This is a genomic window from Gordonia jacobaea (assembly GCF_001186365.1).
Lineage (GTDB): Bacteria > Actinomycetota > Actinomycetes > Mycobacteriales > Mycobacteriaceae > Gordonia > Gordonia jacobaea.
Window position 1 is genome coordinate 490,767 of sequence record NZ_LDTZ01000013.1, and the last position, 12,756, is coordinate 503,522.

Here is a 12,756-nt window from a genome sequence, read left to right on the forward strand (position 1 = left end):
CGCATGTCACGAGAGAGGACGGCATGGCCACAACGAATACGGTACTCACCCGAGAACGGATCATCGCCGACATTGCTGGCATCCTCGGTGTTGACGAGAGTGAAATCACCGATGACACAAACGTTCTCGACGTCGGTCTCGACTCGGTTCGGCTGATGTCACTGATCGAGCGCTGGCGCGCCGCAGGTGCTCACAAGGCAGATCTGGTGAGTATGGCCGCTGACCCGGTCGTCGGCTCCTGGATTCGTGAACTCACCGCGGACAGTGTTTCCGGTGCCAACGAGGGAGGGCTCCGGTGAGCGACGCCACTCGTAGCGGGCAACCGGTGAGCGAGACCGCCGACGTCGTTGTCGTCGGCGGCGGGCCGGGAGGTTCGACGGTCGCGACACTCTTGGCGCGCAGCGGCCACCGCGTGGTGCAGTTGGAGAAGGAGTCGTTTCCCCGGTATCAGATCGGCGAATCACTGCTTCCGTCAACGATTCACGGCGTATGCCGACTCCTCGGCGTCGACGAGAAGATCAAGAACGCGGGATTCATGCACAAACGCGGTGGCAGTTTCCGCTGGGGCAAGAATCCGGTGCCGTGGAACTTCTTGTTCGCCATCTCGCCGGAGTTTGCGGGTGAGGGGTCATACGCGTACCAGGTCGAGCGCATGAAGTTCGACCAGATCCTGCTCGAGAACGCTGCGGAGCAGGGAGTCGACGTGCGGCAGCGCAGCAGGGTCAACGGGACAATCACCGACGAGACCGGCCGGGTCACCGGCATCCGTTACGTCGACGCCGACCGGGTTGAGCACCAGATCGACGCCAAGTTCGTCGTCGATGCGTCGGGAAACACCACGCGGTTGTCGAAATATGCGGGCGGAGAACGGATTTACTCCGACTTCTTCCAGAACGTCGCGGTGTTCGGATACTTCGAGAACGGCAAGCGTTTCCCAGCGCCGGACAGCGGCAACATCCTGTGCGCGGCGTTCGACGAGGGGTGGATGTGGTACATCCCGCTATCGGACACGCTGACCAGTGTCGGTGCCGTGATCTCGCGCGACAAGGCAGAGCACGTTCTCAACGCACAGGAAGAGACGCTGCTGCACTACGTCGATCGCTGCGAGATCGTGAAGGACATGCTGTCCGACGCCACCCGCGTCACCGAGGGCACCTACGGCGAGATCCGAATCCGCAAGGACTATTCGTATGCCAATACCCAGTTCTGGGGAAACGGCATGGTTCTCGTCGGCGACGCCGCGTGCTTCATCGATCCGGTGTTCTCCACCGGGGTTCATCTCGCAACGTATTCGGGTGTGCTGGCGGCGCGATCGATCAACAGTGTGTTGGCGGGTGCGATGACCGAAGAGCGCGCGTTCACCGAGTTCGAGGGTCGGTACCGTCGCGAATACGCAGTCTTCTACGAGTTCTTGTCGGCCTTCTACGACATGGAGCAGTCAGAGGACTCGTACTTCTGGAAGGCACGCAAGGTCACCAATTTCGACCGCAACGACATGACCGCATTCGTGTCGCTGGTCGCGGGTGCCTACTCCGGCGAACAGGCCCTCACCGACCCGGAACAGATCATCGAGCGCTTCTCGGCGTCGACGGCCGCCCTCACCGAGGCCGCGGAGCGAACCGGTGGCATGGACACCGACTCGGGCCAGCGGATGGGACATCTCTTCGGTACGCAGGTCGTGCGTGACGTCATGGAGGAGATGAACGCGTTCCAGGCACGCGGGGCGGTTGGTACCGACGGAAGCGAACCGCCACTGCTCGACGGCGGACTCGTTCCGTCGGCCGATGGACTGAGCTGGGCCGAACCGGCTCCCGCGACCGTCTGATCGGCACGCACCTGCCATGCTGACAGCGTTGGCGCTGATCCTCGGGGCGGCACTCGTCTGCGGAGCGATCGCGCGTCGACTCGGATTCCCCTCGATGGCAGGCGAATTGGTCGCCGGTGTGCTGCTCGGCCCGTCGGTTCTCGGCATGGTGGCACCCCAGGTCACGGGAGTGGTCGTCGATGCAGACGGCGCGCCGACCACGGCGATATCCGCGGTCGGCACGCTCGCCGTGGTCTTACTCGTCGGACTTGCGGCAACCGAACTCGACGGGCCGTTCCTGCGCGGGAACGCCCGCACCATCGGCGTCGTCAGCGGAGTCTCTTTCGTGATCCCGCTCGTCGCCGGCATCGGAATCGGACTCGTGCTGCCTGCCGAGTACCTCGGTGACGGTTCGAACACAGGTGACGCCACGAGCACAACAGAATTCGCGGTTCTGCTCGGCGTCGCGATGTCGGTCAGCGCGATACCCGTGATCGCTCGGATCCTCGGCGACCTCCACCTATTGCAGACGAGACTCGGTCGGCTCATCCTTTCGGCGGGCACTCTCACCGACCTCGCCGCGTGGCTGGCGCTGGCTGCTGTCTCAGCCCTGGTCACCGTGGGGCTGCGCGGCTGGCACCTTCCGTTGACTCTGCTGGCAATGATCGGTTCGGTGGCCGTTGCGCTCGTCGCGCGGCCCGTGATCGGGCGTGTGCTGAGTCGGTTGGAATCCGGTGGCCACGACGCACAGTCGGCAGCCGTGATGGTGATCGCCATGGTCGCCGGTGCTGCGGCGACCGAAGCTCTGCACCTCGAAGCCGTCCTCGGGGCGCTGCTCGCCGGGATTGCCTGTGGTCGACGTCCCGAGCGCGTCGTGGCGCCGCTGCGGTTGGTCACCACCGCGGTGCTGGCGCCGGTGTTTCTTGCGTCGGCAGGTCTACACGTCGATCTGCGAGTTCTCGCCTCTCCGGGCGTGGCGGGAGTGGCAGTCGGTGTGATCACCGTCGCCGTCGTCGCCAAACTGCTTGGCGGATACCTCGGGGCTCGCCTCGCGCGTCTGTCGAGATGGGAGTCGATGGCGGTCGGAAGCGGGCTCAACGCTCGCGGGGTCGTCGAGATCATCATTGCGACAACAGGTTTGAGTCTCGGAGTGTTCAGCGAGGAGACCTACATGATTGTCGTCGTCATGGCGGTGGTCACGTCGGTGATGGCGGGGCCGATGGTCGCGGCCGCCGCGCGACGATGCCGGCAGGAGGCCGGTCAGTCAGATCTCGTCGGCGCCGAGAGCGCGCAGCACGGTACGTAGCTTGGCCGTGGTCTCCGCGACTTCCGCGTCGGGATCGGAGTCGGCGACGATACCGCCACCCGCCCAGGTCGCCAGAGTTCCTGTGCGCGAGTCGATTTCCGCACACCGGATAGCGACGAGCCACTCGCCGTCTCCTGGCGTGATCCCGTCGGCCCCGCGCAGCGCTCCCGAGCGCTCGTCAGTAGAGAGATTTCCGACGCACCAGCCGACTGCACCGCCGTAGAAACCACGGTCGCCTTCAGTCGCGAGGATGTACTCCCTGGCCGCGGCGGTCGGGGTTCCGCACACCGCAGGTGTCGGATGCACGGCGATTGCGAGATCGAGCGCCGTCGTCGACGGATCGGCGAGCTCGCCGACGATCGGCGTTCCCAGGTGCCACATCGACGACGTGCCCACGATGCTGGGCGCGTCGGGTACGTCGAGTCGCGTGCACAGCGGCGCGAGGGCGCTCCGCAGAGCATCGACGACGAAACGGTGCTCACCAAGGTCTTTGGCCGACGAGTTCAGCGTTGCTGCGCGCTCGGCGTCGACGATCGGGTCGTGATGGCGTGGAGTGGATCCGGCGAGCGGATGAGCGCTCACCTGACGACCGCGCCGTCGTATGAGTACCTCGGGGCTCGCGCCGACGAGATGCCGCCCGTGGTGGGCATCACCCGCGGGAGTGAGCTCCGTGCGGAAGATTCCCGAGTGCGGGTTCAGTGCGGCGAGGGCGGCCATGAACGACTCCGGTGTCAGCCTCGGGCTGGTGTCCAACAACAGCTTTCGTGCCAGCACCACCTTGGCCAGCGGATTGGTCGAGTCCGCGAGCACTGCCACCGCTGCAGCGACCCTGTCACGGTGTTCCTCGCGGAGCGGTTCTGCGGCGACCACACGGGCCTCGGCGACCGGGCCTGGTGCGTTGGTCGAGCCAACTGCGTTCGGGACGGGGATGTTCGGCACGGGAATGTTCGCGACGGCTGCGGCCCGAGAGCTCGTCGGCACGTCGAAGCGGATGTGTGCGGGCGCGGTCAGCGCGCTCGGTGCCTCGGTGTCGAATGCCAAAGCGCCGACAATCGCTGAGTGCTCGCCGCTCGCGAGTGACTCGGCTGCGCGTGCGGGATCATTGAACGAGGCGACAGCACCACTCGCAGAACAGCGGTAGTCGAGTCCGTAAAGCTCGAAATGATCGGCAGGCGTGGTTGATCCGTCGACGCGGGCGGGCTGAGCGTCGGGATCATCCACGCGCCCTGTCGAGGTCGAAAGAGTCATGATGCCGGTCGTCCTCCTCGTTCGATGCGGATTCGGCGTGCGCTGACGTGTGCTGATGGGTGCGGGTCCGGCCTCGCGGGGGGTACCTGAACCCGACCTAAGGATTAGGTTAGACTTACCTAGTCTTGCGTGCGGCGGTGGCCCACGGAAATCACGACGATCTAGGGAGTGGCGCGTGTGTAGTAAGCGGAACTCCGAACTCGATATCGCTGGCATCGGATTCGGACCGTCGAACTTGGCTTTGGCCATCGCGGTCGAGGAGCACAACGACAACAGCACGGCACGCGATGGTGAGATCCAGGCACGGTTCTTCGAGAAGAAGTCCCAGTTCGGGTGGCACCCCGGCATGCTCCTTCCCGGGGCGACGATGCAGGTGTCGTTCCTCAAAGATCTGGTGACGCAACGTAATACGTCGAGTTCGTACTCGTTCTTGAGCTACCTCGCCGAGCATGACCGGTTGGGCCACTTCATCAACCGTCAGGACTTCTTCCCGCTGCGTGTCGAATTCCACGACTATCTCCGGTGGGCGGCCGAACGCGTGTCGGTGCCGGTCGACTACGGCTCCGAGATCAGCTCGGTCACGTTCACCGACGGCGCATTCGACATCACCTCGGCGTCTGGCGAGAGCGTGCGGTCGCGCAATCTCGTGCTCGGCGGAGGGCTGCGGGCGAAGCTTCCGGCGGGTGTTGTCGCCGGCCGACGCGTCTTCCACAACCATCACGTGCTGCCCAACCTGGCCAAGCTACCGCCACTGACGCATCACCGGTTCGCCGTGATCGGCGCCGGTCAGAGCGCTGCAGAGGTTGCGGCTTTCCTGCATGAGACGACTGGCGCCGAGGTGCACGCCGTTTTCTCCAAGTTCGGCTACACGCCGGCCGACGACAGCCCCTATGCCAACCGCATCTTCGACGCCGAGGCCGTCGACGAGTACTTCTCGGCCGAACCGGCGTGGCGCGACCGTCTGCTCCAGTACCACCGCAGCACGAATTACTCGGCTGTCGATCCGGTACTGATCCAGGACCTCTACGGACGCGAGTACACCGAGCGCGTATCGGGCAATCGCCGCCTCTTCGTACACGGCGCCACCGAGGTCACCGACCTCGACGAGGCCGACGACGTCGCACGCCTGCGCATCGCGCATCGCACAACGGGCGAGGTAATCGATCTCGACTGCGACGCCGTCGTATTCGCAACCGGATTCGAGCCGACCCCTGTCGCGGACATGCTCGGCGATCTCGCTGCCCACTGTGCGGCCGATCAACACGGCCGACCCGTACTCGACCGTGCGTACCGACTGCAGACCTCCCCGGAGATCACGGGGCAGATCTTTGTACAGGGCAACTCAGAACACACACACGGACTCACGTCGACGCTACTGTCGAACGTGGCCATCCGATCGGGGGAGATCCTCGACGCCGTCGTGGGTCGCGGATCGAATCAACCGATGCCGGCGGCCGTACCCGTTGGCCATAGCGCTTCTGGCGCTTGAGTTTTCGAGAGGTGAGCAACGTGACCGGCATCGATGCCGTGCAGGGGCAGGATATTAGGCCTCACGCGACCGAGATCAAGTTGACCATGTACGACCTGCTGCCGCGCACGGTCGAGGTTGTCGAGACCATCGACTTGAGTCCGGACATGCGTCGAGTGCGGTTCTCCATCAGCGCACCGGAGAGCTTCATCGTGGTGCACATGGCACCCGACGACCACATCAAGCTGTTCTTCCCGGATCCCGAAAGTGGCGAGATAGTCATGCCCGGCGTCGGCGCCGAAGGTATGCGGCTGCCGACCGAGGGCAAGTTCCCGATCTATCGCGACTACACCATTCGGGCCTTCGACCGTGAGAGCGGCGTCCTCGACATCGATTTCGTGCTGCACGATCACGGCGTCGCCGGAAAATGGGCGGGAGGCGCGGTTGCGGGCGATCGACTCGGAATGCTCGGTCCGCGCGGCTCCCACATCTATCCGACCGGCTACGACTGGTACCTGCTCGGTGCCGACGACACCGCGCTACCCGCTCTCGCGCGCTGGCTGGAAGAGCTACCCGACGACAAGCAGGTCATCGCCTTCGCCGAGGTCACCGGACCCGAGACGGAGATCGACCTTCCTCAGCGCCCGAACGCCCGGGTGCACTTCGTCCACCGGGGCGCCGATCAGTCGGGCAGGGGCACGAACCTCCTGCGCGCGGTGGAGGAGTTAGACCTCCCCGAAGGCAACTTCTACAGCTGGTTCGCCGGAGAAGCGTTGTCGCTCAAGCCGATTCGACGCCATCTGCGACGCGAGCTCGGTCGGCCGAAGGACTGCGTCAAGGTCGACGGGTACTGGCGCACCGGAACCGTCAACCTCGACCACCACGTCGAGGACGACGAAACGTCGGAATAAGAGGGCCGCCGGAATAGACGCCGATGCTGTCGGCGGGATTCGTCCCGGCCCCTCCGCTCAACCGATGAGGGGCGCCAGGGTCTCGCCGAGGAGTGTCACGCGACCGGGGACATGCCCATTGGCCGGAGAGTTGACCGTCACGCCGTCGATTCCGCTCTCCAGCAGAGCGGAGAAGCGCGCGGCGACCTGTTCGGGACTACCGACGATGGTCGACGCTCGACGAACCTCTGCGGCCGGATTCCGTGCGAGGTACGCCTCGAATTCGGCCGTGGCTTGCTCCTCGGTGGGCGCAATGCAGGCCGAGGTCTGCGCGGTCACCGTGATCTCCGACCGATCGCGGCCGAGCCGATCGCAGTGGGCGGCAAGGACGTCGAGTTTCCGCGGCAGATCCTCGGGTGCGGCGATGAGGTTGGACTCGTCGGCGTACTGCGCGACCATCCGTAACGTCTTCTTCTCGCCACCACCGCCGATCATCACCGGGATGCGGCAAAGTGGCGCAGGAGAATTGATTGCCTCTTCGACGTGGTACCACTTGCCGTCGAGTGATGGCCGCTCGCCGCGCAACATCGGCAGGATGATCTGCAGTGCTTCTTCGAGCTTCTCGAATCGATCGGTGAAGGTACCGAATTCGAAGCCCAGCGACTGATGCTCGAACTCGAACCACCCGGCCCCGATCCCGAGTTGAGCACGACCACCCGACACGACGTCGAGCGCGGTGACGCTTTTCGCCAGCAGCGTCGGGTTCCGATAGGTATTGCCGGTGACCAGAGAGGACAGACGCACCCGCGAGGTGTGCTGGGCGAGTGCGGAGAGCAGTGTGTAGCACTCGATCATCGGCTCGTCCGGGGCGCCGAGGATGGGCAGTTGGTAGAAGTGGTCCATCACCAGAACGGTGTCGAACCCGGAGTTCTCCGCTTCGACGGCCTGCGCGGCGATGGTGGGGAAGAGCTGGTCGGGTGCTGTGTCGGGGTAGGTGAAGTTCGGGATCTGGTAGCCGAGTGTCGTCACCTCGTCGACGCTACGCCGAACCGCCGATCTGGCGGGCGAGCGAGGCGATCGTCTCGATGAGGTGATCGAACACGGCGTCGACGTCGGTTGCTGTTGCGATACGGGCATTCGGGGTTCCGCCCCACATGCCACGCTCGTCGGCGACGGTCATCCCACGGGTCAGGGCTCCGGTGAGCTCGACACCGACCTGGGCGGGCAGGGTGTCGGCGATCGCGGGGTCGAGTGCGACCATCGCGGCGAACGGATCATGCAGATGAGCCAGGTAGCCCTCGTCGTGAGCGTCGTGAAACTCCAGGTAGAAACGCATTGCGTCGACGAGGTGACGCACGATCGGATTGTCGGCAACCGATCGGATGCCGGCTTCGTCTGTCGGATCGGGATACTCGACAGGAGTGCTGCCCGCCGCGGCCGCGAGTCGAACCAGGTGGTCGGGGAGAAGTGCGACGGTCTCCGTGAGATCGAGCGGGCAGACGATCGGGGCAGGTGCGCCGTCGACGCCGAACGCGGCGAAGACCTCGGCTGCGGCCTCCGGGTCGACGGCGATATTCCACTCGGCGACGGGCGTGGTGTTGCCGTGGACATGGAAGGCGCCACCCATGATGACCAACCGCCGAAGTCGTCGTGGCAGGCTCGGGTCGCGTCGTATCGCGGTGGCAAGCGACGTGAGTGGCCCGGTGACCAGCCCGACCAATTCCCCGTCGTGCGCCTGCGCGGCGTCGAGCCAGGCGTCTGGTGCGTCGGTGTCGGCGACGACGAGATCAGATGTGGGCAACTCCGCGTATCCGACGCCCAGCGGTCCGTGTGTGTCCTCGGTGGTCATCAGTGGTGCGACGAGCGGACCGTCGGGTCCGCGATGTACCGGAATCTCGCCTCGCTCGCACAGCGACAGCCAGGCGAGGTTGTTGGCGGCGACGACGTCGACCGGCACGTTCCCTGCGGTACTCGCGATCCCCACGATGTCGACGTCGGTGCGGGCAAGCAGGTACAGCAGTGCGACCGAATCGTCGATACCGGTGTCGCAGTCGAAGAACAGTCGCTGGGTCACGACACAATTCTGATGGATTCGCAACGAATACGTACGGTCGGGTTCATGGCAACGTACACAACGGCTTTCGAATGGACGGAGACAAATCGGGAATGGCTGATCGAGAACCCGATCAGGATCGTCGGGTATGTGATCGTCGCGCTGGTGGCCCGGTTCGTGTGCAGCCGGCTCATCGACCGCGTCACACGACGTCGACCCGGAGAGGGTTCGATGCCGCTGCTCCTACGCCACCTGCGTGACCGCGCACCGTCTGGCGCCAGCAGGGCAGTGATCAACCAGAGGCGCTCGCAACGTGCCCGCACCATCGGATCGGTGCTGAAGTCCGTTGTGTCGATCGTGCTGCTCACCTGGGTGGTGCTGGCGATCCTGTCCGTACTCGGTGTCAATATCGCGCCGTTCATCGCCTCAGCCGGTGTGATCGGTCTGGCAATCGGATTCGGTGCTCAGAATCTCGTGCGCGACTTCGTGACGGGAATCTTCATGCTGCTCGAGGACCAGTACGGGGTCGGCGACATCGTCGATCTCGGCGAGGCAGTCGGGGAGGTCGAATCGGTCGGTCTTCGGATCACCACGGTGCGCGACGTCGACGGCACGCTCTGGTACGTCCGCAACGGCGAGATCGCGCGCGTCGGCAACATGAGCCAGGAGTACGCGGTAGCCCGCGTCGAATTGCCCGTCGCGCTCACGGCGGATGTCGACAGGGCGCAGGAAGTGGCACTCGCCGCTGCGCACGCGGCCGTGGAGTCGGATGCGCTTTCCGAGCACGTGACCGGCGAACCCGACATGCTCGGCGTGCAGGAACTCTCTGCCGATCAACTGATCCTGAGGATGACTGTCACCACAAAGCCCAACTCGCAGTGGAAGGTTCAGCGGACACTGCGCCGCGAGATCCTCCGTGCCTACGACGAACATGGCATCGAACTGCCGTATCCGCGGGGCCAACTCCTCGCCGCGTCGCCGAACTAGCGGCAGCAGGGGCGTGGCGTGCGAGGCTGGGCGACCGACCGAGCAACCACGCCTGCCCCGCCACCGGCGTGTGGTGGCGGGGTGTGGACGGGTTGCGGCACAACCGGATTCGACGGTTCGCCCAGGCTAGGGGTTGGCGCGTCGGTCAGGTGACCGTTGGTCAGGCTGCGTCGGCCAGCGGTGGGTCGGCGCCGCCGAGCCGGTTGGGGTCGCCTGGTGGAGCCGGACCGGTTGGCGCGTCCGGGTCTGTGGGCGGGTTGGGGTCTGTGGGCGGCTCGGGGTCGAGTTCGAGTGGCCTGGGGAGGTTCCATCGGATGTCGACCCGCCTGCTGAGGGGCGGGGTATCGCCGACAGGCATCCTGCCGACCAGCGCGCGCTCGATGCCGGTCAACGTCTGCTCATTCACGCTCGGCGCACCTGGCATCGACGGCGGCGACTCCATCCAGGCGCCCACTGCGTCCGCGACGATCTCGGCGTCCGCTGTACCCGGGCCCCGCGCGCCGATCTCGGTAACTGTCGCGTCGGTGCCCGTCCCGGTTGCGCGTGCCGCGGTTGCGGCTTGATTGCTGGAGTGTTCGGCGGTGAGGTAGTCGTGGAAGTCGGCTTTGACGTCGGCGATGCGGTTGATGCGTTCGGGATTCTCCGGCATACCGGGCTTGGCGTTGAGTCGCCACGAAACGCGTCCGGTGTCGGGGCCTTCGGTGATCATGCGGGTGGTGAATTGGCCGGGTTTCGAGCCGACCCGCCGGTTGTGTACATCGCAGGCGGGAACCAACTGGTCGATGTCGGTGAGTCCGCCGTCGGCCCAGTCTTTGGCTGCGTGATGCATCTGCACCCGTGAAGCGGGCTGGTTGCAGCCGGGGGCGGAACACATTTTCCCGCCGGGTGAAGCAAAGGAGGCGAGTCGTTGTCCCAGCGACGCGATTCGCTTCGACCGCCCCAGGTAGAGCGGCACGCTGGTGTGCTCACCGAACACCGCCAAATACTGGCTGGCACCGGCAGAGGCGGCCATCTCGATCACGTCTTGGATGGGCAGCAGTGTTCCAGACGTGGTTTGTGCGATCCCTGCCTGTGCTTCGAGTTCGTGCAGGCTGGTGGTGACGATCACCTGGATCGGTAACCCGCGGTGAGTGTTGCCCAACATCCCTGATTCGAGTACTTGCTGCAGGAGTGCGGAGAAGGCGTCGTGGTTGCGTTGCGCGGGTGAGCGTTCATCACGCAGGGCAGCTGCCGCGACCTGCTCGGCGTTAGCGGTGGTGATCGGACCGACAGGCGACTCCGGATCATCCGGGTTGTTCATGCCGGGTTTGGCCCACGAGTCGAGCACCGTATCGAGTCGGGCGCGGGCGATCGGATCGAGGTCGGCAGTCAACCGTGACATGAGTTGCGCGTTCTGTCGGTTCACCCACAGGCGACGTCGACGTTTGCGGTCCTTCGCGGTGGTCAGCGTGCCATCAGGATCGAGATGCGCCAACAATCGTGAACCCAAATTGGTGATTTCGGCGGGCGTGAACTGGACCGCGTAGCCGGCCATCTGTGCTTCGGCGGCAGCTTTCGTCTCGGCCGACACCTCACTAGGGATCGCCTCCAACACCTCCAACACCGCACGCACGTGCGCGCCCGCGACCCGACCCTCTACGACATAGCCGGCCAGGGTGGGACACGACGGTGGCAGTCGGTCGCCGCAGATCGTGGTGAACGACCCGGTCGCAGCGATCACCCGATGCCGCGCAGCCGGATCACCAATATGCAGACCATGCCCCATGAAATTGCGAACATCGCGGAAACCCAACGCGCGGGGCAGGTCCCGGTCGGAGGCCTCCACAATCAACCGATCGGTGACAGCGCCCGCAGTCCGCAACGCCAGGCGTTCGGCCTCCACGGTGGCTTCCACCAGCGCCGCGTCCGACACCAACGACACATCGACGGCAGCCAACTCATCCAGCACCGCGGCAAGACGTGACAGCTTCTCCGCCACCACCGCATCCGCCGACCCCACCGCAGCGGTAGCCAAAGCCGAAGGCGCACCACCGGCCCCAACGCCATTGCTGTTGCTGTTCACGTGCCGCCACCCCCGCCCCACGTCGCGTCGAATATGTGTTCTACATTACCCGACAATACCGACAGCGTCGAGGAATTCTCGAACAATTTTTCGACCTTGTGGACACGCGTCTCGCCGAGTCCCGACCACCCATTTTTCGGTCCAGCGTTGCGGCGTTGAACAACTCGAGGTGCCAAGGATGCTCGTGATCGCCGATAACGCGACGGCGGCACGGTTCTCCGTGGCGATAGTTGCCAAACATTTAGCGCCACAGCGTGGTAGTTCGTCGTCGGCGGCGGGACGTGATCGTTACAGCAAGCCGGCCCGGTCGACCTCGGCGAGATCGACCGTGTCGGCGCCCACGGGGCCCTCCGCCAGCCGGGCGCGTGCTCGTCGGAGACTGGTTACCGCCCCGCTCGAGCACTCGAGCAGGACCGAGACCTCCTTGGCAGTCCAGCCCAAGACGTCGCGCAAGATCACCGTCGCTCGCTGCATCGGCGTCAACCGTTGCAGAGCGGCCACGAACGCCAGTCGCAGCGATTTCGCGCTGCAGATGGACCGACAGTGGGTCGTTGTCATCATGCAGCACATGGCGATCGGCGATCGGCAGCACCCAATGGTCCTCAGGCAGTGCCGAGCCGATGTCGGGACCCGGCTCACGCGGCCCGCTCAGGTCCATCGAGCGGGTCCGTCGACGAAAGCCGCGCAGAGCGTCCAAACACACGTTGGTGGCGATCTTGTACAACCATGACTGGTTAGAGCCTTTGGCGGGGTCGAATCGATCGGCGTGCTGCCACGCCCGCATCATCGTCTCCTGCGCCGCGTTCTCAGCATCAAACGGAGACGCCAACATGCGATAGCAGTACCCGGTCAGCTCTCGGCGATACTGCTCGGACGCCTCACTCACCGCATCGGCCTGCACATCGCCACCCCATGGCAGTCGCCGCTCGCTGCCCCTT

Annotated in this window: 11 protein-coding genes and 1 pseudogene; 6 read left to right on the plus strand and 6 right to left on the minus strand. The window is 65.1% G+C overall.

The window, feature by feature from the left end; translation table 11 throughout:
- Positions 1-23: 23 nt before the first annotated feature.
- Genes ABW18_RS02270 through ABW18_RS02280 form a run of 3 tightly spaced genes read left to right on the plus strand, consistent with a single transcriptional unit; the run spans position 24 to position 3,110 of the window.
- Positions 24-299, plus strand: coding sequence for a phosphopantetheine-binding protein (locus ABW18_RS02270; RefSeq protein ID WP_049697344.1), 276 nt, complete (start codon positions 24-26; stop codon positions 297-299).
- Entirely contained in the window at positions 296-1,825 is a 1,530-nt protein-coding gene (locus ABW18_RS02275; RefSeq protein WP_049697345.1) for a tryptophan 7-halogenase, read from the plus strand. The genes ABW18_RS02270 and ABW18_RS02275 overlap by 4 nt, the downstream gene beginning before the upstream one ends.
- A gap of 16 nt (positions 1,826-1,841) precedes the next feature.
- The gene (locus ABW18_RS02280) at positions 1,842-3,110 is read left to right on the plus strand and encodes a cation:proton antiporter (protein ID WP_049697346.1); all 1,269 of its coding nucleotides are present in this window, start codon (positions 1,842-1,844) and stop codon (positions 3,108-3,110) included.
- Here ABW18_RS02280 and ABW18_RS02285 read toward each other — a convergent pair.
- The gene (locus ABW18_RS02285) at positions 3,069-4,358 is read right to left on the minus strand and encodes an isochorismate synthase (RefSeq protein ID WP_049697347.1); all 1,290 of its coding nucleotides are present in this window, start codon (positions 4,356-4,358) and stop codon (positions 3,069-3,071) included. The genes ABW18_RS02280 and ABW18_RS02285 overlap by 42 nt on opposite strands.
- 175 nt (positions 4,359-4,533) lie before the next feature.
- Here ABW18_RS02285 and ABW18_RS02290 point away from each other — a divergent pair, with 175 nt between their 5' ends.
- Positions 4,534-5,847, plus strand: coding sequence for a lysine N(6)-hydroxylase/L-ornithine N(5)-oxygenase family protein (locus ABW18_RS02290; protein WP_049697348.1), 1,314 nt, complete (start codon positions 4,534-4,536; stop codon positions 5,845-5,847).
- A 20-nt stretch (positions 5,848-5,867) separates the two neighbouring features.
- Positions 5,868-6,737: a siderophore-interacting protein gene (locus ABW18_RS02295; protein ID WP_049697526.1), complete on the plus strand. Its 870-nt coding sequence runs from the start codon at positions 5,868-5,870 to the stop codon at positions 6,735-6,737.
- A gap of 57 nt (positions 6,738-6,794) precedes the next feature.
- Here the strand turns inward: ABW18_RS02295 and ABW18_RS02300 are convergent, their stop codons facing one another.
- Both ABW18_RS02300 and ABW18_RS02305 read right to left on the minus strand, forming a co-directional pair.
- Positions 6,795-7,745, minus strand: coding sequence for an LLM class F420-dependent oxidoreductase (locus tag ABW18_RS02300; protein ID WP_049697349.1), 951 nt, complete (start codon positions 7,743-7,745; stop codon positions 6,795-6,797).
- A gap of 10 nt (positions 7,746-7,755) precedes the next feature.
- Entirely contained in the window at positions 7,756-8,790 is a 1,035-nt protein-coding gene (locus tag ABW18_RS02305; protein ID WP_049697350.1) for a nucleoside hydrolase, read from the minus strand.
- Between the two features lie 45 nt (positions 8,791-8,835).
- Here ABW18_RS02305 and ABW18_RS02310 point away from each other — a divergent pair, with 45 nt between their 5' ends.
- Positions 8,836-9,756, plus strand: a complete 921-nt coding sequence (locus ABW18_RS02310; protein WP_200903196.1) for a mechanosensitive ion channel family protein — start codon at positions 8,836-8,838, stop codon at positions 9,754-9,756.
- Positions 9,757-9,916: 160 nt separating this feature from the next.
- Here the strand turns inward: ABW18_RS02310 and ABW18_RS02315 are convergent, their stop codons facing one another.
- The 3 genes and pseudogenes from ABW18_RS02315 to ABW18_RS23460 all read right to left on the minus strand — a co-directional run.
- Positions 9,917-11,818, minus strand: a complete 1,902-nt coding sequence (locus ABW18_RS02315) for an HNH endonuclease signature motif containing protein (RefSeq protein WP_053117316.1) — start codon at positions 11,816-11,818, stop codon at positions 9,917-9,919.
- 288 nt (positions 11,819-12,106) lie between these two features.
- Positions 12,107-12,379, minus strand: coding sequence for a sigma factor-like helix-turn-helix DNA-binding protein (locus ABW18_RS22230; protein ID WP_053117319.1), 273 nt, complete (start codon positions 12,377-12,379; stop codon positions 12,107-12,109).
- Positions 12,380-12,485: 106 nt separating this feature from the next.
- A pseudogene (locus ABW18_RS23460) lies at positions 12,486-12,719 on the minus strand (sigma-70 family RNA polymerase sigma factor); the annotation flags it as partial.
- Positions 12,720-12,756: the final 37 nt, after the last annotated feature.